The sequence below is a fragment of the Sphingobacterium sp. 1.A.5 genome (assembly GCF_002734235.1).
Classification (GTDB): Bacteria; Bacteroidota; Bacteroidia; order Sphingobacteriales; family Sphingobacteriaceae; genus Sphingobacterium; species Sphingobacterium daejeonense.
This window is the reverse complement of the sequence record NZ_PEBA01000002.1, coordinates 79,139-103,070: the sequence shown is the minus strand read 5'-3', so window position 1 is coordinate 103,070 and position 23,932 is coordinate 79,139. Positions and strand designations below refer to the sequence as shown.

Below are 23,932 nucleotides of genomic sequence, written 5' to 3'. Positions count from 1 at the left end.
TTACTGCAGGGGTATAACTATTTTAGAAATGAATTACTTATTGTAGTCTTCATCTGTCACCTCTTTTAACCAAAGCGTCTCACCGTTTTCACGCCCAGTTATTGCTACCTGTACAAAATGACTCTGAGCACTTACTCCATGCCAATGCGGAACATCTTTAGGACACTTCATTACCTCCCCCTTTTTTACTACAATTTTCTCTTTTCCGTCTTCTTGATAATAGCCCTCACCATCAATAGCAAGGATAATTTGTCCAGCTGGATGAGAATGCCATTTGGTTCTCGCACCAGCCTCAAATGTTACGCTTCCAACAGCATTCTGATTTATACTATCAGCATCTACCAAATTATTTAACCAAACCTTACCTCCTGTGAAATTAGGGCTATTTACCTCTTCACCTCTTTCAAAAACTAAAATATTCTCAATAGCTGATGTACTCCCATCTTGAATATTATTTGAATTAGATGAGGAAGGATTACATGAGACATTTACAATTGTTAAAGCTACAAATGATCCACTGGTAATTATCTTTTTTAAATTATTCATTATCTTTTATCTAAGTTTTCCTTATAGAAATTATTCAACTTATTTACTGCTTGTAAAACATACTCCGGCTTCCAATACGTTTCTATATGGGTAGCTCCATTTATTACAAAAAGCTCTTTTTCTTTTGCATTGATGATTTTCGAAAATGTTTCATCGGTCATGTATTTTGTTTGGGCTTCACTTCCTGCAATCATTAACAGTGGCTGATCAACCAATTCTATTTCATTATTTACATCCCATGCCATTAAATCCATCAAACTGCTCATGGTATATAAAAATGTGGAGTTGGGATGTGCGTGTGATCGATAATAATATTCAAATCCTTGCCGATAGAATTTTGTAGGTACTTTAGCTATATCCTCATCTGTAACACTTGCTACACCAGCATAGATAATCTCACCCCTTAAAGCTTCCTGAGCACGTGCCTGCGAAGCTTTCCTTAACCGATCTTGGATGGTATTTTTATCTGAATTTAGAAAACCATTACGTCTAACTTCACCTGTATTGAACATGCTTAATGTCGCAACGGCTTTAAAGCGCTTATCTGATTTGACAGCGTTTAATGTATAACCACCACCTCCGCAAATCCCTAATGCCCCTAAACGGTTTGAATCAACACCGGGATATTGAAGAATAAAATCTGCCATTCCACGGATGTCTTCTGTGCGGAATTGAGGCTTGTCGGTATGACGTGGTTGACCTCCACTCCCCCCTTGATAGGCTGCATCAGCAGCAATGGTAATATAGCCTGCTTCAGCCAAACGTTGAGCATAAAGACCCGATGTCTGTTCTTTGATTCCTCCATTAGGATGAGCAACGGTAATGGCTGGATACTCCTTCGAAGGATCATAATTTGCAGGTGTATAAACATTCGCTACAATTTCAATCCCATTCAACTTATATTTTACCGGATGAATATTTACTTTACCTTTTACATTTTCAGTTAAAGCACCTTCATAAACTAGCGTGTATGGATTTGACTCATAGGCTTTCTGCAATGATTGTGCTTGAGTTATCTCGGTAGCATTCACCAACATAGACATTGCAAATAGTGAAGTTAATTTTCTCATATTCTACGATTTTATTTTCTACTGGTTAAAACTTCATCCAGCACTTGTTGTGCGTCATTAGCTTCTGTAGTTCCAACAGTTTCTTTTATCACTGTTACATATTCTTGTAATTGGTTTGAGCTTAGACCAACATTTAAACACAAATTCAGATGTGACCGCAGCATCGGTTCAACGCCAGATATTCCACTCAATACGGATATGGTAACAAGCTCCCTTTCTTGATAAGAAAGGACATCCCTTTCAAATAGATCAGCAAATAAATGTTCCTTTAGAAAAATTTCAATGGTTGGAGAAAAAGCAGCATATCCAGTTTTCGGACCTGTCTCTGCCACTCCACTCAATTCTTCCAAAATAGCTTTGCCCCTTTCATATTTACTTCTTTCATCATGGATAGGTGAAGCTTCTCCTCCTAAAACATCTTTAATCCCTTTTATCTTTCGATCTTCTACAACAAGCATAAAGGTCTGCAATCCACGCAAGCTGCGTGGAAATCCAGCATATGCATACACATGCATCAATACTTCTTTGATTTGATTGATAGTCAACCCTGAATCCAACCCTGCATTAAGGTAAGTTTGTAAATTTTCCAAATCTCCCTTTCCCGTTAATGCCGCAATGCTTATAATTGAACGTTGCTTCTTATCCAAATTTTTTTCAACAATAGATTGTGCTTGGATTGTTGTAGTAAGAACAAGAAAAAAGACAGTCAATGCCGTTTTTATATTATTCAACATATTAGTTAACCCCCTCACTTTTCATTTTCAATGGTCTCATCAATCTGGAGAAAGTCAATGAACCCATCCTCCAGACTCCATTTTCTTTGACATAAACTTCCGTCACCATAAAAGGATTGACAACAGTATTACCTCCAACTACAGCTTCTAAATCGATATCATTTAGGAGAATGGCTGTGTTGCCTATGAAATTTACTGTTACTGAATAAACCTCAGCTTTTTTATACCAAATATTGCCTGTTTTAATAACATCTAATTCTTGTTGTTTACCCCAAGATCCACCCATATGAACGAACATAGACTTCTCATCAAATAACTTGTCAAGCTCTTCCACATTTTTTTCCGCCATCCATTGCCATTTATCTTTCGAAAGTTTTTCTATCGTATTAAGATCTGTTGATTCCTGTGCTAAGGTGATGGTCGAACCTAAAACCACACAAAGAATTGTAATAATAATTTTTTTCATAAACTTGATTTTTTAGGAGTTTATACTAATCTTATCTATCTCTGATTTTATCTTTATTAACCAGTTTTTTATTTCAATTTGAACTTGTTTTTCTTTATCCCCTTCCATTACAAATAGAACCCCGTCTTTTTCTTTTCCTCCTTGAGTTGAATAACCCTTCAGGATCCGACTATTGGGACATAATAGTTTAACAGTTTCAAAACTGTTCCCTATCCCATAACCAGCATTGGAATTAAATGGAACTACAATCTTTCCCGTCAGATCATATTCCTTTAAAAAGCTCTTAACTGGTGGAGGTAATTGCATTCCCCAGGTAGGAAATCCAACAAAAACCACATCATAGTTTTTTATATTTTCAATTTTTGTTTTTAAGGGTGGCAAGTAACCACTAGAATTTTCTTCAGCTACTTGGTCAACCATAGTTTGATAGTCCTCTGGGTAAGGGGTCAACAATTCGAGTGCATGCAGGTCTCCTCCTAAATTCTCATGGATTATTTCTGCTAATGCCTGAGTGTTTTTGGTTCTGGAGAGGTAAACAATCAAAATTTTATAATCATTTAATTTTTCAACCTTTACTGGATTATCATTCTTATTATTGGTTTTTTCTGCCATACATGAGCTGTATAGTAACGTAAAGATGATAAGGACTAGTCCAAATTTTGTGAATGTTTTCATAAGATTATTTATCCAAATTCTTTTCTTTCAACCACTTTGACAATTCACCTGCTACTTCGATATTATTTAAGTCTGAAAAAGGAAAATGTGTGTTCCCTTTTATGCCAACTTCAGGGAGATGAATCACTGTGGCATCCCCACCATGCTTGTTTATAGTTTTCGCCCATAACCTAGCCATTTCAAGGCCTGAACGCCAATGATCACTATTCCAGATATCCGTGGGAGAGGCAGCAATATTATCTCCATAGTAGATAACTATTGGAATTAGTGTGAGTTTTTTAAAATCTTCCAATGGAATCTCAACACCATTTAGGGCACCAAAGAGGCCAGTTGATTTTATAGGGGCAGGCAATTCTCCTTTCGGAAACATAAAACCACTGTAGGGCTCATACGCAACAATTGCTTTTACATGGTTGTTTTTGATAGCTGTCATCCAGCCTGGGCCCCCTCCTTGAGAATGCGTTACCAAGATACCATCACCAATTTTATCAAATAAACTCGAAACAGCATCCGTAATAACTTTCGCATCAAAAGCCCCGGTATTTGGTGTCATCTGCCTATAAAACTGCTCAACTGAAGCTGAATCCTTTGGAAACTGAACATTCGGAAAAAAGTCAGGATAATTGCCTAATCTAAACTGAGTAAACCAAAATTGCTCATCAGCAGTAGGTTTAATAGTAGCTTCTACAGAGCTCCTGCCTGCATCTCCTCGCCGAGGTTGGTCCAAAAGATAAACAGGAAATTTCCTGCGCAGGAAGATATTCTGAAAACCATCACGGCCATCAGGTGTAGATTCCCAAGTTTTCTTTGATTGGCCAGCACCATGCAAAAAAACCAAAGCCAATCTATTGGCATTCTCTGGAATCTGGTAAAAAGTATAGGCATGGTCAGCATGGAAAGTCTGACCATCAGGATTTAGCGCATCTTTTACATTAAATTTACCTGGATGTGTGGATTTTATCCCTCCAACCATAAAACTCCCCTGTTCTTTAATCAACAAACTTTTACTACTGCGCTCTTTAAGGGTATTACAGGAGGAGAAACATGTTGCTAAGGCAAGAAATAAATAAAATCTTTTCATAAGGAACAATTTATGTATAGTGATATTATTAAACATTGTTTTTATAAACATAGGTCTTATTAAAAGTATCTTAGGCAAAGTTCAGGTTTATCAATGGATATATCTGTATCCAGATTACGGATTAAAATACCAATATTACTGATTGGGGGTTAAGGCATATTTGTTAGTGAACAACGGATCATAATCTTTAAACAACTATTAACCAAGTTAATAATATTCGGATTTTTAGAATATTCTTGTTAATATTATCTACACTTTCGTTTTTTTAATTAAGCAAGATCATGGAACTACCACACTTTAAATACAGCCCAAATGCTTTTAGTCTGAATATTTTTGTAGAAGAAGAAGGCATTTGCTCCGCCTGCGATGAAGAAAGGAATATTCGTTATAATAGCTCTTTTTATAGTTATGAAGAACAAGAATATATTTGCCCTTGGTGCATTGAAAATGGCAATGCGGCTTTAACTTTGGATGGCTATTTTATTGATTCTGAAAGTATTGAAAATCCCAAAACCATAAATGAAGATCTAATATCTGAACTATGTGAAAGAACACCAAGCTACAACGGTTGGCAACAAGAGGTATGGCTTACACACTGTAACCAACCTTGTGCATTTTTAGGTTATGCCGACACCAAAACTATTGAACCCTTCATGGAAGAGTTACAGGATGATATTAATAATATTAGATACAAAAAGGAATTTGTGTTGCAGAACCTGTCGAAAGACGGAAGGTTAGTAGGCTATCTGTTTCAATGTTTGATATGTAATAAACATAGACTTCATATAGACTGTGATTAAATAAGAGAAATCATTTCTCCAAAACTCCTCTATTCAGTGGCATTTGAGCAAGCCTGCTATGGCGAACCGAAACCATAGGAATTAAACGCCATAGGCATGAAATTCGTCTTAAATGCTGTAGGTATGTAATATCTATAGCGTTGAAATCTCCCCAGAAACCAACACCGTAGGTGTGGCATGTTTGTTAACCCCAGAGGGGTGTAACTACTATAGAAATGATTATAAGGCACAATGCAACCCTGTAGGGGTGCAACTATTATAGCAAAATGTTTAAACGGCGCAATTCAACCCTGTAGGGGTGTAACTATAAATTGCTATTAAATAATAATCACTATCCAAGCCTCTACAAAAACCAATTGCTTGTAAAGCGCCTAAATAGTTTCCCAAGCTAAAGCTTGGGAATGACACGCATTACTGGAGGTCTAGGGGGAATTGGGCGGGGAAGTGGTCGCTGCGGCGACCACTTCCCCGCCCAATTCCCCCTTCACTAAACGAACGATTTTCATTCTCTCTCGTGAGAGAGGTAAACTATTTAGTGAACTATCCACGGCTGTTTTGAATGAGTGAAAATTACTTGTCGCCATGGTTGGTGTCCCCACCAACCATCACTTAAGGTGGCTTGTTTTGGTTGCTTTGCATCCGCTTAACAAACATGCCACACCGATGGTGTTGGTTTTTGAGGCAAATTACATTTCTATAGATATTACATGCCTACGGCATTTAAGAGATATTTCATGCCCCTGGCATTTAACCCCGATGGGGTTTTCTCGCCGTGGCAGGTGTCCCCACCTGCCACTGAAAATATGCCAATGACCTTATTTTTTTCTTAACTTAATGATATTGCAGTCTGGTGAGGCGTGCCATAAATATGGCTGTCAACCATTACGTACTAAAGAATTACTTTTATTTCTTTTCCAATATTAACGTTGGACCATCAACGTAAGCTATACTTAAAGTTATTTGAGAACCTGAATAATTAAAAACCCATTTTGAATCATTAATAATTACAAGATTAATTTTAGTTTCTTCAGGCGAAGGAAAACCACTTAAATAATCTTTTTTGAATTCATACGGGTATTCTCCATTACTATATCCAAAATTTTCACCGCCGCTAACTTTTAACAAATTGTTTTTTTGAAAATTATAAATCACATTTTTTGAACTGTAATCAGTTGTAGATAATTTAGGTCCTGCGGGATTAATAACGTATTGATCTATTTGAACTAATTTCCATTCTCCAATAATTCTAGTATTGTTAATTTCAATTTCATTACGCTCACAGGAACATAATGTTATGATAATTGAAATCAAAAAAATAAATCTTTTCATAGCTCATCCGTTTAAAATTGCTTATTAATAATTTCCTATACTCAAGTCGTGTTGTTGTCATCATCTAGGTCATTATTACGGTTTAAGACATTCCTTAAGAAATTATAATTTTAATTTCCTGATCAGTAACAGTTGAATGAATCCCATCTGAACCAACAAAAATTTAAAAAACACTCTATAAAGTATCACAATACAGTATATACATTGTAATTCTATTTTATGGTTAGTCTCTTTTACTTTCTGGAAAAATTATAATTTTAGGTATCAATAAACTGGTAAACAACCTGTTAATAACATACTAATATATGAATTCATTTATATTACTCGAAGGATATATTAAAATAGAATGAAAGATTGTCAAAAAGGCATTTCTATATTTAGGTCTCCTATACATTTTAGAAAAAATATTTGCTAAATAAATTAAACATATCGTTATCCTAAAATAAATCGGCTTGTCAAAAGTTGCAAGTTATTACTGATACTATGAGACTATAAAAATTATTAATGTATTTCTTTCCGGCACGGCTGCCGTCTAAATACTAAATACTAACTACTTTATACTAAAAAAGCTCGACTTGCGTCGAGCTTTTTTTCAGTAGCGGGGAGCAGGCTTTTAATCAATATTGATAATCAACATATTAACTCTGTCTTTAGCTAAATGCACACACTTTTACACACACTATTTCAATTATATTTCTTGATATAGTTCTAAGTGCATATATTTGTATTATGGAGCTAAAAGAATTTTTAGAAAATAATCCGATTTTGGTAAAAGTCGAATTAGCAAGTCAAATGTACCCAAATCTTACGAGAGTTATTGCAAGGAATAAATTACACAATAAAATTGCAGAACTTGAGTCAGGAACGGGAATCCAAAAGATACTCCCTCAAGATTTGGAAGCAGCAAAAAAAGTCCTCTCAAAATTACGGGATAATATCGATGAGTTTTTAAAGTAACGATCTCACCGAATCTTATTATAAAAATATTTCTACTGCAAACGTTGGTCAACTGGCCAGCGTTTTTTTGTGTGCAAAAAAATATAGTATAATTTGCATATATAGTATAAAGCAACTATATTTGTTTTATAATGTAACACACACCATGAACACACAAAAAACACAATTTGAAAACTGCGATCAATTTGCAGATTACATCATTGATTCCGTATTGGAATTTGGCGAAAAAATCACATTAGAGTTCAACAAGGCTACGAATCTGGATATCCCTACTGGATGGTCCCTATCAGAATGGCTAGAGAAAAACCCACAAAGTGGCGAAAACTTCAAAAAGTTCGGTACCGTGAAATCATTCCTATATGACATCTACGAACTAACAAAGTCACCGCTTTTCCAACATTTTGAAAAGGTAAGAAATGCCTACAACTGGATATCCATGAGTCCAGACCGTGCAGCTAGGGTAAATCTAAATGAACATATAGCTGAACTTAATCAGGATCTTTTGGAAATCCCTTCAGAAGATCATACTTGGTACACTGAAAAATATGTTAGAATGTACTTGGATTGGATATCTTCAAAAAGCCGTACTGCTTCATCTATGGTAACAGGTCCAGCAAATTTCAATACCAGAAGGAATGAAAAAGCCTTAAATTCTGAACGAAATAAATATGAATCATTTTCAGATTGGCGTGAAAAGGCTAAGGAAGGTATCAGAAAAAGGATCGAGCGTAATAAACCTGAAGATCAAAAACGAAATGAAAAATGGGAATTAATGAAAACCGATATCATCCGTCAAGCAGCTGTAATCGTAGGTATTGATAACCGTACCGAGCCATACAGTAGAGCTTTATTCGTTTCTTCCATGGTAGGCAAGATTGAAACGATTGCTAAAAGTGGGGATCATGAGTTGGTAGATCGTGCTTTGACACTCATCGAGGGCCTGAATAATGCACAAAAGAAACCTATTATTACAACGAGACACAAGGTTTGGAAACTGCGAGAAAAAGCTTTCGATATTGCCAATGAAAAGCAAAACCCTCAAGAAAGCAAAATAATTGATATTGAAGGCGGTCAGATTATTATCAACCATGCCGAGGATCGGATCCAAGTAAAACATGAAGAAAAACCGGAAAGAGAAGTTATTGACCTATTAAAAAAGAACGCTTTCAAGTGGTCACCCTTCAATAAATGCTGGCAAAGGAAAATTACCCCTAATGCCATGTATGCAATAAAACAAATGTTTAAGTTGTAATAGTTGTTTTAAATTATATTAGTTTGTATTTTTGATTGTATTAACAAAAAAACTGGCTAACCATTTTGCACATAGTTAGCCAGTTGATAATTAAATCGATATGACAAATATAATAAATTTCGCAAACAAATCTAATAATGGTCAGAATCCATTAGAAAGAAGAATGTCAAGCCGTGAAATTGCTATTCAAACTGGAAAACAACATAAACACGTTTTGGATGCAGTTCGTAAAATGGAACCCGCTTGGGAAAAAGTTAACGGGTCAAGATTTCGGCTCGTCGAATATGTGGACACGAAGGGTGAAAAAAGACCGGAATTCCAGTTAACCAAAAAAGAGTGTCTTTACATTGCTACAAAATTCAATGATGAAGCTCGAGCTATTCTGATCAACAGATGGGAAGAATTGGAACTAAATTCAGTTAAGCCACAATCTGAAGCGGTGGTATTGATGAACGCCTTCAAGATTCTTAACAATATGGTTCAAGAACAACAAAGAGAAATAGCGCAGTTGACACCAAAAGCTGATTATACCGATAAAATTGTCGCTTCACAAAGCTATTTCAGTCCTACTCAAGTGGGGGCTGTGTTTGGAATGACAGCTAAGGCCTTGAATAAATTCCTGCTTGAAAATAATATCATTCGAAAAATTGGTGATAATGAATATACCTTAAAAGCTAAGTATCTGAATAAAGGATATGAGTATTATCGACCTGTAAAAGTTTCAGACACTAAATCAGTAAGACATTTATGCTGGACCGAGCTAGGTCGTGCTTTTATCCACAATCTAATAGATCCATTTAAAAAAGTAAAGAATATCAGTTAAGACCTATATGAAAAATAAAACCAGTAGTATTCCAGTTTTGATTATCAAAGAGGAATATTTCAATGAAATACTCAACGGTACCAAAATCGAGGAATACAGAAGCCTAAGCGAACATTATTTCAAAATGTTCTGTAAAAAGGGCAAGGATGGATATTACGATGAAATAAAACCGATCAAGGAAATAACCTTAGCAGTTGGTTACCGTAAAGACCGGAAGACTGCAGTAGTCGAAGTAAAAGATCTTTATATCTGTGTATTCGAAAAGGATATACCCCCAGGATTCGAAAAAGGTGATGAATGCTTTGTAATCGAATTGGGAAAAGTGAAAAAGACTGAGAATGTTAAACGCAAACAAATATAAATATGGCAGAAACAGCAGAGCAAAGACGAAGGACTGAGCGACCAAGGTATCGCATCAGTACTTCAAACAGTGGGGTCAGGACAGTTACTCCATCCAATGCGGCAGCACGTCGTGACATGCGTCAATCTGGTATCACTCGTAGAACTAGATAATGACACCTTTAGAGATATTGAGCCAAGTCAGGCAACAAACTGACAAAATTATCCTATTCAGTTCATTGAATGGGAAAGACTCGATATTGCTTACAGATTTATGTTGCAAGGTCTTTAACCAGGTTGTAAGTGTCTACTTATATACGGTTAAGGACCTTCATCATATAGAAGCTTTCAAGAAAGCACATCAATCAAGATATAAGAACATATCCTTTATTGATAAACCTCATTTTGCTCTTTATGGTTATCAAAAAAGCGAATTTTTGGGATATAAAGGACATGAGAAGTTAAAACGTCGCACTCTTTCCCAAATTGCTCAGGACGTAAAAGAGGAAACCGGAATTGAATGGGCATGTTTTGGATTCAAGCGTACCGATGGACTTCAGCGCAGGTTGATGATGATGGGCCTTGAAAAGGAAGGCACTCCATCAATAAACCTAAAGACAAAGAACGTCTATCCTATTGAGAAGTGGAAAAACGGAAACGTGCTTGCTTACATTGACAAGCTAAGGCTCCCGAAGCCAACTATTTACGATCCAAATCATCAATCCCAAGGGGTTACACCAAGTGACATAAACTTTCTCCTTTGGTGCAAGCGTAATAGTCCAGCGGATTACAAAAAGGTTATAAAAGAATTCCCAGAAGCGGAAACGATAATATTTGAACATGAGTACAACGAAGAATAAACATAAATCATCCGAGGCAATAACGCTAAAACGGTCTGAGATCACATTAGCGGATTACAACCCTAGGAAACTATCATACGAAGCACGGAAACAGCTTAAAGCTAACATCAAGCGTGTAGGCCTTATGGGCGGTATCGTCTGGAATGAGACCACCGGAAACTTAGTTAGCGGACACCAGCGAGTTTCTATACTGGATGAGATCAACAACTATCCAAAGAATGACTATGATATCAGGGTCGAGAAAGTAAACCTCGACGATAAAACTGAAATGGAACAAAACATCTTCCTGAACTCTAAAACGGTGCAAGGTGAATTTGACAGCGAGCTAATGGCTAACATCATTACCGATATTGATCCCATTCTTGCCGGACTTGACGAAAACGATCTATTGATCATGCAGCTGGAATCTCCTAGCATCGATTTTACGGACATCATGAAGAAAGCAGAAATGCTTACACCTCCCACTGCACCACAGACCAAGGAAGAGATCAAGGCAAAAAAAGAAAAATACAGCAGTGAAGTTGATGACCGTTGGGAAGGTGAACCGACTGTGATCCTCTCTTTTGATTCATTTGAGAATAAAGCCGAGTTTATGGAAGCATTGGGAAAGGATTTATACGATAAAATTATCAAGGGTGAAGAAATTGCAGAAAGGATCTTCGGTGCCTAAAGGAAAAATGTACCAGGATGAATTACATAAGTTCAGAGCAGTCGCAAGATCAAAATCAATGGCCTGGATGTTGATTCGCTCCAAATGCCACGAAATGAACCTGCCGGTACCAACCTATGACCAGGTAAAATTGTACAGGTAGATATAACGATTAATTATAAAAATTATATGCAAAAAGACCATGCATACACATTTTACAGAGTACACTTTTGGCGATATCGTTTTTTTAAGAACAGACGTTAATCAGGAGCAATGGATCGTAACAGATATTTTCCTGCATCCAAATAATGTTTGCGTCTACACAATTGCCTGTGGGAGTTCGAAACATGATGCATATGATTTTGAATTATCAAAAGACAAAAATGACATCAAAAAACTCGGTTTGTGATATACTCACCGTGTGTGAAAGATATAATTAGATACTTTAAAATATGATATATGAGTCAATTATTCGAAAACGAGTTAAAGGTAGGTGACAAAGTCATCTATTCTGGATTAGGTTCAGATTCCGAATGTGATATTGTAAAGCGGACAAAAAGAACTATTACATTAAGACGACCTTTCTCAACCGTTAAATTAACATTCGTTTCTGGAGTTCCTGCAAAAGATCTAGGACTAAGAAGGAAACTGCAAATAGTTTAATAAAATTATGGCAAATAAAGATAGATGGGAATACGAAAGTGAAGAGTTTTCCAATGCAATGGAGAACTATGCCATGAAAGGATTGACGGATAAAGAGATCGCTATTGAAATCAGTATTAATCCTACTTACTTCCTTGAATTGAAGTCAAAGTATGATACAATATCTGAGGCGTTAGCGCGTGGGCGTGCAAAGATCAATTCAGCAGTTAGGCAAAAGTACCTTGCTGTTGCATTGGGAGGTCTTAAGCGTAAAACTACAACGCGGAAATTACCTTCAATGATGGAATCGGGGCGCTATATTCAAGAAGATGGTATGGTCCTGATGGAAACAACTGAAGAATTGGCTCCCAATCCCCAAGCTTTAGCTACATGGTTATTCAACCATGACGAAGAATGGCGCAAAAAGACTATTGACGGTAAGAAACTGGATGTTACTTCAGGAGGTGAGAAACTTAGTGGCAGTATTGATATAGCCTCATGGTTAGCAGCAAACAATACAGATGACGATAACGAAAGAGGGGAAGATTCCGAACAATTCGACGATACCGAGGAAGAAGATAATTAGGGAACGGCCCCGAATTAAAATTGCTACTCCGTACGTACCATTGTATGAGAATAAGGAAAAATTTATAATCCTTATCACCGGGGGCCGTGGCTCCGGTAAATCATTCAATGGATCCTTGTTCCTTGAAAGGCTTAGTTTTGAAAAAGGGCATAGCATCCTTTTTTCTCGTTATACGATGTCATCGGCAGCTGACTCCGTTATACCAGAGTTTCAGGAAAAGATTGATCTTGAAGGAACGCAACAGTTCTTTGAGGTCAAGAAAAACAACATCATCAATAAGTTTTCCAAGGTTCCTATCATGTTCCGCGGAATCAAGACAGGATCTGGAAACCAAACCGCTAAACTAAAATCAATTCAAGGCCTTACAACGTTCGTAGGCGATGAAATGGAGGAATGGACCGACTTTGACAGCTATGAAAAGTTGATGTTATCCATTCGTCAAAAAGGTATTCAGAATAGGATCATCCTGATTATGAACCCTACCGATGACTCCCATTTTGTATATGAGCAGTACATCAAGGACACTCATAAAATCGTTACTATTGATGGTGTCGACGTTCAGATATCAACACATCCGAACGTTTTACATATCCATACAAGTTACCTAGATAATATTGAGAACCTTTCAAGCAACTTCCTTGAACGGATCGAGCAAATAAAGCAGGAATCCATTGCGCAGGCCACGGATGCCACCGGAAAATTTGATCGTGCCAAGTTCCAGATGACCAAATATGCCAATGTCGTTATTGGGCGTTGGGCTGATATAAAAGAAGGTGTTATTCTTCCTAAAACAATGGAAGGCGAATTTAACGAATACCTCCCCTACTGTTACGGTCAGGATTATGGATTTTCTGTGGATCCTGATACTCTTATGAGGGTTGCAGTTGATCGCAAGAAAATGATCATCCATGTTGATGAAGAATACTATGATACTAAGCAATTAGGTACCAATGATATTATCGAACTCAACAAGTCACGGATTCAGAAATCAACTGATTTAATTGTAGGAGATAGTGCAGAAGACCGATTGATAGCCGACATAAAGAAACAGGGGAAGCTAAACATAATCGAATGTTGGAAAGCTCCCGGCTCCGTTAGTGCATCTTTGCTTAAAATGGCTGATTACACCATCGTTTATAGTCCACGGAGTAGAAATGTAAGGACTGAGCTTAAAAATTACATCTGGAACGATAAGAAGGCAGGAATACCTATTGACAAATGGAACCACGGTATTGATGCGATCCGTTATGCATTTGATTTCCTCACTAAAAATGACCCTGACGCAAAACGGAAAACAGCAAATGCAGTATCAAAACTTAAGAATGGTACTTCAAGAAAAAGAATAAAAAGATAGAACATGAAAAAGGAAGACTTAGACAAACTACTAGCTGGCGATTACGCTACTGTATACGACGTAATTAAAAAGACCGAAAGAGTTATCAAGCTGGGCAAGGAGACATTAACTATTTCGGACCTGCTAAAGCAGTATGACCCATACCTTCATGACGTTAATGATCCAACTAAACGTGAAAACAGAAAATTGGAACATGAAGGAGAAGAATATGATGATGCGATTTCTGGTACCACTAAAACTTCTACCCAAGAAAGCGAAGTTGAGGTAAACCGGCTCCAACTGGCCAGGCAACAACAGATTGTCCAAGCTGCTGTATTTTTTGAATGTGGATCCGATATCACTTTAGAGTTTGCTAGTGACATTGAGCGTGAGGTTCAGTTCTTTGAAGCTATCAAAAAGGTATGGGATGACAATAAACTGTCTTTTAAGACTGAGGATATTGTAGAGCGTCGGTTGATCGAGACGCATTGCGCTGAATTGTGGTATGATTATAAATCCCCTGGTTATTGGGATGGAACAATTTTAGAAGGCAGCGACAGAAAGCCTGGACTGATGCTTCTTTGCAAAGAGAATGGAGACGATATCTATCCTATTTGGGATGAATATGATGATCTTGTTGGATTTGCCAGACGTTACGAATCAACAAACATCATAACCGATATAAAATCGCTCCATTTTGATATTTACGTTGTTGGTAACATAATCTTAGGAACTCAGGAAGATGGCAAGGAATGGACCACCGAAGAAAAAGAAGGATATAACTTCCTTTCAGTGGTATATCACCAGCAAAAGCGTCATGAATGGGCCAATGTTCAACCCTTATCTAATCGGGAAGAAAACAATATTTCTAACCTTGGTGATACAAATGACTATTATGGAGATCCAGCTATGGTGGTTGACGGTGATGCTGAAAGCTTACCTTCACAGGGAGAGGTAGCCAAGGTAATTCAAGTGAAAGGTGAAAACGGTGGAAAGGGAAGTGTTTACTTTGCTCAACCAGAATCAATGGTGGAATCTAAAAAGCTCGAATTTGACATAATCAAGCAAGAACAGTTCGATATCACTAATACACCGGATATCAGCTTCAATACAATGTCCAAATTGATGAGTAACGGTACTTCTGGCATTGCGCTTCGATTATTGTTCATGGGGCCTCAGATGAAAGGAAACAAGGCTCAAAAGCGATTGCATGAAATGCTTGTAAGACGAATTAACGTTATCAAGAAAATGCTTATTGAGTTCGATCCATCCTTAGAAGATCTTACTTCCGTTAATCCAGGAATTAAATTTAAGGACGCTCTTCCAGTTGATAAAGGTGAGATCATTGGCCATGTTACAAAAATGGTTGCAGCAAGATTGATGAGCCGTAAAACTGCAATGCTCATTCTTGGTGAGGTTTCAGATGTCGAACAAGAATTAAACCAGATCCTTGATGAAGCAAAAGCTGATCAAGAATTGAATGCAAAAACTAGTGAAGAAAAATATAACAAATAATTATAAAAATTATATATTATTATTTGCATATATAAAAAGTTGTATTTATCTTTGATGTATCAATAAATGAGAAATCAATTCCTCAATTTTCGAGAAGATTAACAACATGTAGTTGGTTGAGGGTAAGAAATAGCAAGGTGGCGGAATTAGACGCTAGGGTTCGGCTCGATGGGTACTCATAAGAACACCCTCAGAAAGACTGGTTCGATGCCAGCTACCCACTAGGAATGATCACTACTAGACTTGCAGGTTTCAATCATCCTGCCCTTGTTTAAAAAATATATCACTCCGCGTTTTGTGATGGCTGTTGTAGGCGGATAGAGCAGCTCCTAAACATCTTAAGGTTATCGCGGGCAAAAACAATTTGCTCAGAAGGATGAAAATACAATAGTGACAGCCGGAAAGACGGCTTTTTAAATCGTTCATAATTTAGGTTTATAATTGGTTTGGTGCTGGTGGTCGTGAGATAGCCAGCATTATTTTGGGGTGATCGTCTAGAGGTTAGGACGGTTTGGCAAGTAGTGGTGAGCGAACACTGAACAAACATTGGTTCGAATCCAATTCACTCCACATAAGTAATAGAAAAGCGGAGATAGATGCCCGCATGCCCTGGTTAAGGACCAGGGCTTATTAAGAAATACAACCAAAGCGGGATATGTTTATGATGGGGCGTTCTTTATTCCCGCTTTAAAGACTTTCATAGTGGAATTAAATAGTTAGTGTATCTCCCCTTTGCTCCCATAGTGAAGGGGATTTTTTAACACTGATCAAAACAATAAAATTATAAACTAACCAAACACACAAAGTTATGGAAAAGCTTAATCTCATTCTCAAAACTATTATTAAAGTTCTAAAGAATAAGAGGTTCATTTTGATAACTATGGACGATAGAAGCTTTATGAACTTAGCTATAGAAAAGAAGCGCACTTATGATATTACTAGATTCGAGATTCCAAATTATTTGGCTCAAAAAGTAATAAAGGATATTGCTAACTCTAAGAGCGATGTTGAAATGATTTTGGCAAAGGCCGAATTTGAAGCCGTTAATGATGAAGTGATCCAAGAGATTGATAGAAATTATAAAGAAAACTAACCAAACATACAGTTATGAAAAAACTACTAACACTCGCTCTCCTGACACTGCTGGCTATGCAGAGCTGCACAGATGAACTGCCTGAGCCGGATAAACGCAAGGACCAAAAAGAGATTTATGATAGGGTTGAGATGGAGAAGGTGAGGAAGAATGGAGGGAAACTAGAATGATGATTGATTTAGCTAAGTAATATCGTTTGAAAGTAAATGTTATTAAGGATTCTACTACACAGAATACTTAATATCTACTAAATATTTAATTCCAAAGTATATAATTAATAAAATTATTCCAACCCCTGCTAACAAATAAAATAAAAATAAATATGCTTCTTCCTTTTCTTCTTTGGGCAATGTAGCATTATATTTTCTAGCTTCTTCTAAAATTTTCTTTCTACCATATCGAGTAGTATATGTATAGGGTTTTCTCTGTCTTGCCATATTCTTTTTAATTTGTTGTATCCAAAAATCCCCTCGGGATGGAGGGGTTGTTATATTAGTAATTTACATTTCATCAAAATTCCAGTCCTTGTGATACGGAGTGTCATTCAACCTATTTCTCAACTCATTTACTTCTTCCTGAATTAACTTCATATCCACTTTACAAAAACTATAATGATATTCTTTTCGGCAATAATCAGATAAGTTCACTCGCATTTTTAATTCATTGTGAGGAAAGAGCTCAGAGTGAGATTTATTATTTGGTTCACCTATAGGTGAAGGGTTTGATTTCCCAATTGGTGTATGTTTAACATCGCCATAATCCTTTAAAAAATAGACTGGAAATTTGAAAATAAGGTTTTGTGAAATTTCTATAAATCCAGTTCCACTAGTTGAATAGGTAATTCCCTTGATATGAAGAGATTTTTTTTCACAGCAATACTTACTCCAATTCATCGATAGTCCTTCTTCTCCCGGACGAAGGGCAAAAGATGCTTCATTTGGTATACGTCTCTTAACAGAATCTAATGCGATTTTGCAAGTTTTCGCAATTGGAACAAGTCTTAGTAAATTATCTTCATCATCAATGTTTTCAGTGGGCCAAAGGCAGGCTACTTCTTGAGGTTTCTCATCCATTCTAAAAAAGAGTAATCAAACGTTTTCGAATCAATATCGATGAACCCAGATTTTTCGGTTAGTTTGTCGTATAAATCACCGTAAAATCGCGCTATAGTCTTTTCTCCTTTCAAATTAAAATTTATAAGCAATCGAGCTCTATCAGTTCTCCAAGATAAATCAATAGACCCGTTAATAACAGGATTAATTTCAGGTGCTTCGATAACGATTCCTTTTTTAGATGATAATTCTTTAGAGTATATGACTAAAAAAGATAGTGCATCTAAATAAACTGATTTATTAATACCGATAGCTCCATCGTCGTCCCAATCGTTTTTAAAACATTCAACGATGTAACTTGAAAGTTTAATCTCCTCATAAATATGTGACAAATCTTCTGGAAGACTGTAATCTTCTCCTAAAACTGAGAATCTAATTTTTACATCCTCTTTTTTCGAAAATTGGTACCCAATAGTATTTCTATCGTGAGAGTATTTAATATCCTCATTACCCCTCTGTCTGAAAAAAGTATCAGATAAATTAGCATCGGCTTGATGAAATCTTGGCTGAATAAAATTCTCAAAGTCCTTATATCTCTTCATGTTTTATAAAAAACTTATTTGATTCGAATAATCGTTTTTGATAACTATTTCCTTCTCAAGTGCACGTTCAATTGTTGCTTTCAGCTCTACAAGACTATCAGAGTCCATCGAGATGTAAATATCTCTATTATCAATTGAGTCCATGACTTCTAATTTTAAATTATGTGTTATTATTGCTGATCTAGATTGATCATTTAAATTAGAAGTAAACACTAATCGAATATCTGTTATAATTTCGCTATAAACTAAAGTTTTATCATAACTTGATCCTAATATATTTTTTTTAAGGTATTTATTGAGTGCTTCAGAACTATCTGACAATTCTTTAACACGTTCCTTAAATAAACTTTCATCTAAAGAATCGGATTCAGAAAAAGACTTAAATGATTCAAGTAAATCCTCCTCCATGCTTTTTGTAGGATACCTTGCATTCAATGAGGCTAAAGAATATATTACATCATTTACAGACTCGTCAATTCCAACCTCCGATAGAAAACGTTTTGTTAAATCTCTAGCGACCTCAAGATTCTTAAAATCCGTTAAAGACTTAATGTAATCAATTAAAAGTCCAAAGTTTGAATTATCTAATGATAAAAGGTTATCAAACCCCGGGCGTAAATGATCTGGTATACGTAATGACGACATGTTAAATTTAAATATGTTTTTGAATACCTCATTTTATTTTGATCAACCTAGTAAGTTTATGAGATAAATTATAACTCTTGCAAGTTAATAACTAAAATGAGATTATATAATATTTTATATATCTTTTTATATCTATTAGCAAATATTTAACACATTTTTAACAAAAATCCCTACACCTGGGAGATGTAAGGATTTCAACTAACCAATTATTAGCAGTTATAATTTAATTCCTGGAAGGTAGTGTCTAAATTCCTGCGATAGTTTTATTATCTGCTTATGGGAATAATACTTTTTAGATCCTTTACCGTTTTGGCTTTGTGGCTTAAGCAATCCTGATTTAATCCATTTACGAACCCTGATTTCTCCATAGTACTTGCAAGCCTCTTTAAATATCAATTGAGGTTTAGCCAATACTTCATCTTGCTTGTATAAAGAAATCGTTTCAATTACTATGGTTCGGATATCTTCTTCAGATAATAAGTGTTTTTTTTCTGCCTCATCCATACGCTTAATCGAGCCTCCTTTGCTCTTTTTTATGTTATTCTTTAAAAAATCTGATCCTCAAATAATCCTTTTCATTTATTGAAAGATCTTAAATATCCAGTCGTTGGGAAGTAGGTATTATTCTGGTATATTTGAATTCCAAACTTAAATTATTTATGAATACTTTTTACGCTTTTATAATTGGAATTTTAGGATCAGTAATTACATGGTATATTCTTCGTTATCTAAAAAAAGCAAGAATAGTATTAAAATTAAAACCTGAAACGTTTGCTATTGTTCCAGGTGCTTGTACTCCATCAATTATTGTCAAGTTAACAAATGTCGGTTCTACCAAAACTGAGGTGGATGATATTTTTTTTGAATTTAAAAATGGAAGTGAGGTTGAAAAAGGATATGATGATAATTACAATAAGGAAGTTATTTGGCCTATAGAGCCAAACTACACAAAAAGACAAATGTTATATTGTTCGGATATTTTCAATAAAAAACTCCATGAAGATTTTAAGATTATTAGAGTTGTCGTAACTACTACTTCAGACCAAGTTTTTAAAAGTAAATGGATAGACTGTAATGAATTTAAACACGTATGGTCCGAAGGTATGAAACGAGCTGAATCTCGAAGGTATCAATAATGCAAAATCCCCCTCACCCCACCTCAAAAACTGCCGAAAAAACAAACTCTGCATCCACACTGGTATCCAAGTAGCCTTCCTCTAGCTTGTGGTCCAGATACTCTACCCTGCTGTACTTCTCCCTAAGGTCCTTTACTCTAAGGTTTATCCTTTCCTGTAGATGAGAAGTTCCCTCTATATCAAAGAAAAGATCACGTGGAAGGGTAATGCGTTCGGTTATGATTTGTTTCATTGTTGTTGTTTAATAAATTCTTAATTATTGGTTTTTATTAAGTTCTGCAGATAGAATTAATCTTTCCAATAAATTATTTATTTCCTTTCCGTTTTCTATTATAGTACTATAATAATCATCTGGATGATATACTTCGTTTTGAGATAAATTTGAAAACAATAATTTACTTAACTGCTTTTTATTGTCTAAAAAAACCTCATCTAATCTATTAATTATAGACCTATCGGACTTTTTTGCAAATATTTTAAAGCTGCTGCTTGAACGTAAAAATGGAACTTGGTATTTTTCTACCAATTCATCCACCTCTTTAGGACTAATTTTTTGGGATCCAATGTCATAATATGGTAAGTTTTTAAAAAACCTATCAAATTGCATGGTATTAAAAATATAATCTTCCAAAGAAACTGTTCTTTTGGTAAATATGGTTGAATACTTAATCTCTTCTTGATTGATTTTCCAATCTAAAAACAATTTTGATACATTCCAGATCCCTCCAAAAAATATCGTCATCATCACCGAAATTTGAGACCAATATTTTATAATAAATTCTTGAGGTGACATGTCGTAATAAATATTGGTTTAATAATAGTTTTTATAGGCAGTAATCCGATGCATCCGAGCTGATTAGTTCAAATTTTGTATGACCAAATATTTCCATAAATATTGATTTAATTTTATTTAATTGATTTCAAATAAGGTTCAATCGCTTGAAACTCCTTAATATTCTCCAAACTTATCCATCCTTCGCTTGGTGTATAGCCTTCAGTTGCAAACTCAACCTTCAACAATAGATTTTTGCTTAATATGTTGTCACGGTATTGGTAAGATGGGATCTGATCATAGGATAGAATATATTTAGCTCCATCCCAAAACCTTACTTTTTCGGACAGATTGTCCTTGTCAGCATTTGTAAACAGATACAAGTCAGTGGCAGGATCTGCTACCTCATCAAATTTCCTTTTGGAAATGGTGATTTCTTTCCCAATATACTCGCTTTTTAATGAATCCAATTTATGGTAGAAAATCTTTTCATCATTAACTTTTTTTTGGATCTCTCCACAACTAAAAATAAGAAATAAAATAGGCAATATGGTTAATAATAGTTTTTTCATACCTCTAAGGTAAATAAAATCCTGCCAAAATATTATGACAGGATATTCAAAGCCTAAAAATTAAGTCTAGCCTTAGCTATTGGATAGTTTTGTACTACTGATATTAATCAAAAAAATACACAATGAATATTCAAGAAAGAGTTTTATCTACTTTGAAACCCTTAGTTGCAAGTAAGGGGTTCGGAGAAAAGACCGTACAAGGGTTGGCGACAAACCTTACAGGCGGACTGACTGATGAAAGCACGGACGAGGAAATTTCAGCTGCAATTAACGGTGCTATGCCTATGATCGATTTGATGCAATCGGAAAACACTCGATACATCAATGATTACAAGAAAAAGAACCCAACGCCAGCAAATCCCAATCCGGCTCCCAATCCCAATAATCCAGCTACAGCACCTACCGGTATTGAAGCACAATTAGCGGAATTGCTTAAAAAAGTTGACAACCTTCAATCCCAAAATGATGAGTTAACACTTAGTCAGAAATGGCAAAAATTATCTGAAGCAAACGGCATTGAAGATCCTGTTCTTATTGAAAAATGGAAACCATCCAAAGAGGAAGATTTTGACAGCGCAATGGAAGAATTAAAATCATGGAGCAATAACTATGTAAAAAAAGCTTCTAACGATCGTTCGCCTGGCAAGCCAAACTCAGCAGGAAAGTTACCAGAACCCTCTAAAACTTTAACAGCAACGGGAAAACAGATTCTTGACAAAATGAAAGCTCAAAATGAGCTTCAAAAAAACAATTAGGAGGTACAAATGAACACTCAAAGAGAAACATATAATGCTGGTGTACCAGTATTTCACCACGACAAATCGTTACAAGTGCTGACAGGTGGCTTCACTCTTGATGTGTCTGGTTTTCCAAACGGAGCAATTATAGGCTCGGGAAATGCAATCATGGTTGATGAAGATGCCAGGACTGCAATAGCTGTTAAATCGGCTGTCCTATCAAAAGCTGTAATTGCCACAGACACAGAAGTTGAAGTTGCAAAAGGCCATGCTTTGGCCGTAGGTGATGAAATCGGCGGTAAAGAAATTACTGAAATCGATAAATCGTTAACCACTCATGATGTAATAACCGTTGCTGAAGCTTACGGAGTAGCATTGCCAATTGGGTCTAAAATTGGATCCGGAGATGGAAATGCTTTGTTGTACAACCCAGTTGAAGTTAAAACTGGCAATGTGCACTTTGCTACAGCAGTTGTTGGAGGTTTGGTATACGCTAGACGTATTGGATATATTTCCGAAGCGACAAAAGCGAACTTACCGAACGTAATTTTTTCACAAACTAAATAAGTAGGGGAAAATGGAATTTCAAAAATCAAAATTAATAGCATTTTTGGCTGCTGAGGGATTAACTCCAGATGTAATTCTGGAAACAAACAATTCAAGATTTGCCCCTACTTGGTACCAAAAATACTTTCGTGTAGAAGCTCCGAGTGTTTCCTTGGACTTTACAACCATTATCGGTGAAGATGGCATTGAATCCTTAGCTACTGTTGCTAGCCGTGAATCTGAATTCACATTGAGAGCACGCAAGGGAATCGAGAAACTAAAAGGAGAAGTTCCTCCTATTGGTGTGAGACGTAAACTGAATGCTCAAGAATTGAGAAATATTGAGTTGCTATTAACGTCTCCTACAGTATCATCTTCCCAAAGATTGACATCTGTTATCGCTAGTATGATCGATGACTATCTATACACTCGTAACTCAGTTTCACGTCGTGTGGATAGTATGGTTAAGCAAGGCTTGTCTACCGGAAGAATTACAATCGATACTTCAAATAACCCTGACGGTGTTGTATTTGACGTACCAGTACTTGCGGATGATAACATTTCATTATCATCTGGAGATTGGGGAAATCCCGATACTGATATCATTGCTGATATTACCAGAGAGTTTGAAGCATCAGAAGATGCTACGGACGCTCAGCCAGTAGAGAAAATGCTGATCAAGCGTACGTTGTGGCGTAAAATCGCTAACAACAAATCAGTTCAGGCATATGTAAAAGCCTACATTGGGAATAGCAATGCTAAGTACGTTCCAACATTAAACAACGTAAACGCTGCTCTTGAAGAGAACTTATTGCCAGTATTCGAAATTGTTGACGATAAAGCAGCAGTGGAAAAGGATGGAGTTCAATCAAGCTTCAGTTCATGGAATGGCGATAATGCAATTTTCATCCCAGGCGGAGAACTTGGTGTTATTCACAATGCACTAGCTGATGAGCAATTAAATCCAGTTAACGGAATCGAATATGTTGTTTCCGACAATATCTTGTTATCAAGATGGAGAGAACGCAAGCCACTTGCAGAAATCACAGAAGCAGAATGGAACGCATTCCCTGGTTTCAAAGCAGCGAAATCTATTCGTATCGTAAAAACATTGGGCTAA

General features: G+C 36.1%; 34 protein-coding genes and 1 tRNA gene. 20 read left to right on the top strand and 15 right to left on the bottom strand.

Features of this window, described 5'->3' with window-relative positions:
• Positions 1-33: 33 nt before the first annotated feature.
• The 6 genes from CRT24_RS02210 to CRT24_RS02185 form a co-directional block, all read right to left on the bottom strand.
• Positions 34-546, bottom strand: a complete 513-nt coding sequence (locus CRT24_RS02210; RefSeq protein ID WP_099369630.1) for a cupin domain-containing protein — start codon at positions 544-546, stop codon at positions 34-36.
• Complete coding sequence (locus CRT24_RS02205; protein ID WP_099369629.1) at positions 546-1,616, bottom strand: alpha/beta hydrolase; 1,071 nt, start codon at positions 1,614-1,616, stop codon at positions 546-548. The genes CRT24_RS02210 and CRT24_RS02205 overlap by 1 nt, the downstream gene beginning before the upstream one ends.
• Before the next feature lie 11 nt (positions 1,617-1,627).
• A complete protein-coding gene (locus CRT24_RS02200) occupies positions 1,628-2,350 on the bottom strand; it encodes a carboxymuconolactone decarboxylase family protein (RefSeq protein WP_099369628.1) in 723 nt (240 codons plus the stop codon).
• A 1-nt stretch (position 2,351) separates the two neighbouring features.
• Positions 2,352-2,816: a nuclear transport factor 2 family protein gene (locus tag CRT24_RS02195; protein ID WP_099369627.1), complete on the bottom strand. Its 465-nt coding sequence runs from the start codon at positions 2,814-2,816 to the stop codon at positions 2,352-2,354.
• Positions 2,817-2,828: 12 nt separating this feature from the next.
• Positions 2,829-3,428 carry a flavodoxin gene (locus CRT24_RS02190; protein ID WP_257213939.1) on the bottom strand — a complete coding sequence of 200 codons (600 nt, stop codon included), beginning with the start codon at positions 3,426-3,428 and terminating at the stop codon, positions 2,829-2,831.
• 67 nt (positions 3,429-3,495) lie between these two features.
• Positions 3,496-4,572: an alpha/beta fold hydrolase gene (locus tag CRT24_RS02185; protein ID WP_099369688.1), complete on the bottom strand. Its 1,077-nt coding sequence runs from the start codon at positions 4,570-4,572 to the stop codon at positions 3,496-3,498.
• Positions 4,573-4,853: 281 nt separating this feature from the next.
• Here CRT24_RS02185 and CRT24_RS02180 point away from each other — a divergent pair, with 281 nt between their 5' ends.
• Positions 4,854-5,372: a CbrC family protein gene (locus CRT24_RS02180; RefSeq protein ID WP_099369625.1), complete on the top strand. Its 519-nt coding sequence runs from the start codon at positions 4,854-4,856 to the stop codon at positions 5,370-5,372.
• A 903-nt stretch (positions 5,373-6,275) separates the two neighbouring features.
• Here the strand turns inward: CRT24_RS02180 and CRT24_RS02175 are convergent.
• Positions 6,276-6,701 (bottom strand): hypothetical protein, encoded by a 426-nt coding sequence (locus CRT24_RS02175; protein ID WP_099369624.1) that lies wholly within the window; start codon positions 6,699-6,701, stop codon positions 6,276-6,278.
• Positions 6,702-7,430: 729 nt separating this feature from the next.
• Here CRT24_RS02175 and CRT24_RS02170 point away from each other — a divergent pair.
• The 15 genes from CRT24_RS02170 (at position 7,431) to CRT24_RS20775 (ending at position 16,920) form a co-directional block, all read left to right on the top strand.
• Positions 7,431-7,658: a hypothetical protein gene (locus CRT24_RS02170; protein ID WP_099369623.1), complete on the top strand. Its 228-nt coding sequence runs from the start codon at positions 7,431-7,433 to the stop codon at positions 7,656-7,658.
• Positions 7,659-7,803: 145 nt separating this feature from the next.
• Positions 7,804-8,910, top strand: coding sequence for a hypothetical protein (locus CRT24_RS02165; RefSeq protein ID WP_099369622.1), 1,107 nt, complete (start codon positions 7,804-7,806; stop codon positions 8,908-8,910).
• A gap of 100 nt (positions 8,911-9,010) precedes the next feature.
• Complete coding sequence (locus CRT24_RS02160) at positions 9,011-9,733, top strand: Rha family transcriptional regulator (RefSeq protein ID WP_099369621.1); 723 nt, start codon at positions 9,011-9,013, stop codon at positions 9,731-9,733.
• 7 nt (positions 9,734-9,740) lie between these two features.
• A complete protein-coding gene (locus CRT24_RS02155; RefSeq protein ID WP_099369620.1) occupies positions 9,741-10,094 on the top strand; it encodes a hypothetical protein in 354 nt (117 codons plus the stop codon).
• A 2-nt stretch (positions 10,095-10,096) separates the two neighbouring features.
• Entirely contained in the window at positions 10,097-10,246 is a 150-nt protein-coding gene (locus tag CRT24_RS20785; protein WP_180269044.1) for a hypothetical protein, read from the top strand.
• The gene (locus CRT24_RS02150) at positions 10,246-10,932 is read left to right on the top strand and encodes a phosphoadenosine phosphosulfate reductase family protein (RefSeq protein ID WP_099369619.1); all 687 of its coding nucleotides are present in this window, start codon (positions 10,246-10,248) and stop codon (positions 10,930-10,932) included. Before CRT24_RS20785 ends, CRT24_RS02150 begins: the two co-directional genes overlap by 1 nt.
• On the top strand, positions 10,913-11,602 hold the full coding sequence (locus tag CRT24_RS02145) for a ParB N-terminal domain-containing protein (RefSeq protein ID WP_099369618.1): 690 nt from the start codon (positions 10,913-10,915) through the stop codon (positions 11,600-11,602). Before CRT24_RS02150 ends, CRT24_RS02145 begins: the two co-directional genes overlap by 20 nt.
• A gap of 181 nt (positions 11,603-11,783) precedes the next feature.
• Positions 11,784-11,990, top strand: a complete 207-nt coding sequence (locus tag CRT24_RS02140) for a hypothetical protein (protein WP_099369617.1) — start codon at positions 11,784-11,786, stop codon at positions 11,988-11,990.
• 50 nt (positions 11,991-12,040) lie between these two features.
• Entirely contained in the window at positions 12,041-12,244 is a 204-nt protein-coding gene (locus CRT24_RS02135; RefSeq protein ID WP_099369616.1) for a hypothetical protein, read from the top strand.
• Positions 12,245-12,251: 7 nt separating this feature from the next.
• Complete coding sequence (locus CRT24_RS02130) at positions 12,252-12,809, top strand: hypothetical protein (RefSeq protein WP_099369615.1); 558 nt, start codon at positions 12,252-12,254, stop codon at positions 12,807-12,809.
• Positions 12,745-14,163 carry a PBSX family phage terminase large subunit gene (locus CRT24_RS02125; protein WP_099369614.1) on the top strand — a complete coding sequence of 473 codons (1,419 nt, stop codon included), beginning with the start codon at positions 12,745-12,747 and terminating at the stop codon, positions 14,161-14,163. Before CRT24_RS02130 ends, CRT24_RS02125 begins: the two co-directional genes overlap by 65 nt.
• Before the next feature lie 3 nt (positions 14,164-14,166).
• Positions 14,167-15,657, top strand: coding sequence for a phage portal protein (locus tag CRT24_RS02120; protein ID WP_099369613.1), 1,491 nt, complete (start codon positions 14,167-14,169; stop codon positions 15,655-15,657).
• 483 nt (positions 15,658-16,140) lie between these two features.
• Positions 16,141-16,227: transfer RNA gene (locus tag CRT24_RS20780), tRNA-OTHER, on the top strand.
• Positions 16,228-16,537: 310 nt separating this feature from the next.
• On the top strand, positions 16,538-16,750 hold the full coding sequence (locus CRT24_RS02115) for a hypothetical protein (RefSeq protein WP_144034482.1): 213 nt from the start codon (positions 16,538-16,540) through the stop codon (positions 16,748-16,750).
• Positions 16,751-16,764: 14 nt separating this feature from the next.
• Complete coding sequence (locus CRT24_RS20775; protein WP_180269043.1) at positions 16,765-16,920, top strand: hypothetical protein; 156 nt, start codon at positions 16,765-16,767, stop codon at positions 16,918-16,920.
• A 54-nt stretch (positions 16,921-16,974) separates the two neighbouring features.
• Here CRT24_RS20775 and CRT24_RS02110 read toward each other — a convergent pair whose 3' ends face one another.
• From CRT24_RS02110 to CRT24_RS02090, 5 genes are all read right to left on the bottom strand, one after another.
• On the bottom strand, positions 16,975-17,187 hold the full coding sequence (locus CRT24_RS02110; RefSeq protein ID WP_099369611.1) for a hypothetical protein: 213 nt from the start codon (positions 17,185-17,187) through the stop codon (positions 16,975-16,977).
• A gap of 63 nt (positions 17,188-17,250) precedes the next feature.
• Positions 17,251-17,823 (bottom strand): hypothetical protein, encoded by a 573-nt coding sequence (locus CRT24_RS02105; RefSeq protein WP_099369610.1) that lies wholly within the window; start codon positions 17,821-17,823, stop codon positions 17,251-17,253.
• On the bottom strand, positions 17,799-18,404 hold the full coding sequence (locus tag CRT24_RS02100; RefSeq protein WP_099369609.1) for a hypothetical protein: 606 nt from the start codon (positions 18,402-18,404) through the stop codon (positions 17,799-17,801). The genes CRT24_RS02105 and CRT24_RS02100 overlap by 25 nt, the downstream gene beginning before the upstream one ends.
• Positions 18,405-18,407: 3 nt before the next feature.
• A complete protein-coding gene (locus CRT24_RS02095; protein ID WP_099369608.1) occupies positions 18,408-19,049 on the bottom strand; it encodes a hypothetical protein in 642 nt (213 codons plus the stop codon).
• Positions 19,050-19,265: 216 nt separating this feature from the next.
• Positions 19,266-19,553: a hypothetical protein gene (locus CRT24_RS02090; RefSeq protein ID WP_099369607.1), complete on the bottom strand. Its 288-nt coding sequence runs from the start codon at positions 19,551-19,553 to the stop codon at positions 19,266-19,268.
• A 155-nt stretch (positions 19,554-19,708) separates the two neighbouring features.
• On the opposite strand from CRT24_RS02090, the gene CRT24_RS02085 reads away from it, so the two are divergent.
• Positions 19,709-20,185 carry a hypothetical protein gene (locus CRT24_RS02085; protein WP_099369606.1) on the top strand — a complete coding sequence of 159 codons (477 nt, stop codon included), beginning with the start codon at positions 19,709-19,711 and terminating at the stop codon, positions 20,183-20,185.
• Positions 20,186-20,198: 13 nt separating this feature from the next.
• Here CRT24_RS02085 and CRT24_RS02080 read toward each other — a convergent pair whose 3' ends face one another.
• The 3 genes from CRT24_RS02080 to CRT24_RS02070 form a co-directional block, all read right to left on the bottom strand.
• Positions 20,199-20,417, bottom strand: coding sequence for a hypothetical protein (locus tag CRT24_RS02080; protein ID WP_099369605.1), 219 nt, complete (start codon positions 20,415-20,417; stop codon positions 20,199-20,201).
• A gap of 24 nt (positions 20,418-20,441) precedes the next feature.
• On the bottom strand, positions 20,442-20,978 hold the full coding sequence (locus CRT24_RS02075) for a hypothetical protein (RefSeq protein ID WP_099369604.1): 537 nt from the start codon (positions 20,976-20,978) through the stop codon (positions 20,442-20,444).
• Positions 20,979-21,091: 113 nt separating this feature from the next.
• Entirely contained in the window at positions 21,092-21,529 is a 438-nt protein-coding gene (locus CRT24_RS02070) for a hypothetical protein (protein WP_099369603.1), read from the bottom strand.
• A gap of 122 nt (positions 21,530-21,651) precedes the next feature.
• Here CRT24_RS02070 and CRT24_RS02065 point away from each other — a divergent pair, with 122 nt between their 5' ends.
• From CRT24_RS02065 to CRT24_RS02055, 3 genes are read left to right on the top strand one after another with little or no spacing between them, the layout of a single operon-like run.
• Positions 21,652-22,284: a hypothetical protein gene (locus tag CRT24_RS02065; protein ID WP_099369602.1), complete on the top strand. Its 633-nt coding sequence runs from the start codon at positions 21,652-21,654 to the stop codon at positions 22,282-22,284.
• A 9-nt stretch (positions 22,285-22,293) separates the two neighbouring features.
• Positions 22,294-22,833: a hypothetical protein gene (locus CRT24_RS02060; RefSeq protein WP_099369601.1), complete on the top strand. Its 540-nt coding sequence runs from the start codon at positions 22,294-22,296 to the stop codon at positions 22,831-22,833.
• Between the two features lie 10 nt (positions 22,834-22,843).
• Positions 22,844-23,932, top strand: coding sequence for a major capsid protein (locus CRT24_RS02055; RefSeq protein ID WP_099369600.1), 1,089 nt, complete (start codon positions 22,844-22,846; stop codon positions 23,930-23,932).

Excerpts from the sequence above, each read along its gene's own strand:
- CRT24_RS02210 (WP_099369630.1), bottom strand. The coding sequence starts at position 546 with ATGAATAATTTAAAAAAGATAATTACCAGTGGATCATTTGTAGCTTTA.
- CRT24_RS02205 (WP_099369629.1), bottom strand. The coding sequence starts at position 1,616 with ATGAGAAAATTAACTTCACTATTTGCAATGTCTATGTTGGTGAATGCT.
- CRT24_RS02200 (WP_099369628.1), bottom strand. The coding sequence starts at position 2,350 with ATGTTGAATAATATAAAAACGGCATTGACTGTCTTTTTTCTTGTTCTT.
- CRT24_RS02195 (WP_099369627.1), bottom strand. The coding sequence starts at position 2,816 with ATGAAAAAAATTATTATTACAATTCTTTGTGTGGTTTTAGGTTCGACC.
- CRT24_RS02190 (WP_257213939.1), bottom strand. The coding sequence starts at position 3,428 with ATGGCAGAAAAAACCAATAATAAGAATGATAATCCAGTAAAGGTTGAA.
- CRT24_RS02185 (WP_099369688.1), bottom strand. The coding sequence starts at position 4,572 with ATGAAAAGATTTTATTTATTTCTTGCCTTAGCAACATGTTTCTCCTCC.
- CRT24_RS02180 (WP_099369625.1), top strand. The coding sequence starts at position 4,854 with ATGGAACTACCACACTTTAAATACAGCCCAAATGCTTTTAGTCTGAAT.
- CRT24_RS02175 (WP_099369624.1), bottom strand. The coding sequence starts at position 6,701 with ATGAAAAGATTTATTTTTTTGATTTCAATTATCATAACATTATGTTCC.
- CRT24_RS02170 (WP_099369623.1), top strand. The coding sequence starts at position 7,431 with ATGGAGCTAAAAGAATTTTTAGAAAATAATCCGATTTTGGTAAAAGTC.
- CRT24_RS02165 (WP_099369622.1), top strand. The coding sequence starts at position 7,804 with ATGAACACACAAAAAACACAATTTGAAAACTGCGATCAATTTGCAGAT.
- CRT24_RS02160 (WP_099369621.1), top strand. The coding sequence starts at position 9,011 with ATGACAAATATAATAAATTTCGCAAACAAATCTAATAATGGTCAGAAT.
- CRT24_RS02155 (WP_099369620.1), top strand. The coding sequence starts at position 9,741 with ATGAAAAATAAAACCAGTAGTATTCCAGTTTTGATTATCAAAGAGGAA.
- CRT24_RS20785 (WP_180269044.1), top strand. The coding sequence starts at position 10,097 with ATGGCAGAAACAGCAGAGCAAAGACGAAGGACTGAGCGACCAAGGTAT.
- CRT24_RS02150 (WP_099369619.1), top strand. The coding sequence starts at position 10,246 with ATGACACCTTTAGAGATATTGAGCCAAGTCAGGCAACAAACTGACAAA.
- CRT24_RS02145 (WP_099369618.1), top strand. The coding sequence starts at position 10,913 with ATGAGTACAACGAAGAATAAACATAAATCATCCGAGGCAATAACGCTA.
- CRT24_RS02140 (WP_099369617.1), top strand. The coding sequence starts at position 11,784 with ATGCATACACATTTTACAGAGTACACTTTTGGCGATATCGTTTTTTTA.
- CRT24_RS02135 (WP_099369616.1), top strand. The coding sequence starts at position 12,041 with ATGAGTCAATTATTCGAAAACGAGTTAAAGGTAGGTGACAAAGTCATC.
- CRT24_RS02130 (WP_099369615.1), top strand. The coding sequence starts at position 12,252 with ATGGCAAATAAAGATAGATGGGAATACGAAAGTGAAGAGTTTTCCAAT.
- CRT24_RS02125 (WP_099369614.1), top strand. The coding sequence starts at position 12,745 with ATGACGATAACGAAAGAGGGGAAGATTCCGAACAATTCGACGATACCG.
- CRT24_RS02120 (WP_099369613.1), top strand. The coding sequence starts at position 14,167 with ATGAAAAAGGAAGACTTAGACAAACTACTAGCTGGCGATTACGCTACT.
- CRT24_RS02115 (WP_144034482.1), top strand. The coding sequence starts at position 16,538 with ATGGACGATAGAAGCTTTATGAACTTAGCTATAGAAAAGAAGCGCACT.
- CRT24_RS20775 (WP_180269043.1), top strand. The coding sequence starts at position 16,765 with ATGAAAAAACTACTAACACTCGCTCTCCTGACACTGCTGGCTATGCAG.
- CRT24_RS02110 (WP_099369611.1), bottom strand. The coding sequence starts at position 17,187 with ATGGCAAGACAGAGAAAACCCTATACATATACTACTCGATATGGTAGA.
- CRT24_RS02105 (WP_099369610.1), bottom strand. The coding sequence starts at position 17,823 with ATGGATGAGAAACCTCAAGAAGTAGCCTGCCTTTGGCCCACTGAAAAC.
- CRT24_RS02100 (WP_099369609.1), bottom strand. The coding sequence starts at position 18,404 with ATGAAGAGATATAAGGACTTTGAGAATTTTATTCAGCCAAGATTTCAT.
- CRT24_RS02095 (WP_099369608.1), bottom strand. The coding sequence starts at position 19,049 with ATGTCGTCATTACGTATACCAGATCATTTACGCCCGGGGTTTGATAAC.
- CRT24_RS02090 (WP_099369607.1), bottom strand. The coding sequence starts at position 19,553 with ATGGATGAGGCAGAAAAAAAACACTTATTATCTGAAGAAGATATCCGA.
- CRT24_RS02085 (WP_099369606.1), top strand. The coding sequence starts at position 19,709 with ATGAATACTTTTTACGCTTTTATAATTGGAATTTTAGGATCAGTAATT.
- CRT24_RS02080 (WP_099369605.1), bottom strand. The coding sequence starts at position 20,417 with ATGAAACAAATCATAACCGAACGCATTACCCTTCCACGTGATCTTTTC.
- CRT24_RS02075 (WP_099369604.1), bottom strand. The coding sequence starts at position 20,978 with ATGTCACCTCAAGAATTTATTATAAAATATTGGTCTCAAATTTCGGTG.
- CRT24_RS02070 (WP_099369603.1), bottom strand. The coding sequence starts at position 21,529 with ATGAAAAAACTATTATTAACCATATTGCCTATTTTATTTCTTATTTTT.
- CRT24_RS02065 (WP_099369602.1), top strand. The coding sequence starts at position 21,652 with ATGAATATTCAAGAAAGAGTTTTATCTACTTTGAAACCCTTAGTTGCA.
- CRT24_RS02060 (WP_099369601.1), top strand. The coding sequence starts at position 22,294 with ATGAACACTCAAAGAGAAACATATAATGCTGGTGTACCAGTATTTCAC.
- CRT24_RS02055 (WP_099369600.1), top strand. The coding sequence starts at position 22,844 with ATGGAATTTCAAAAATCAAAATTAATAGCATTTTTGGCTGCTGAGGGA.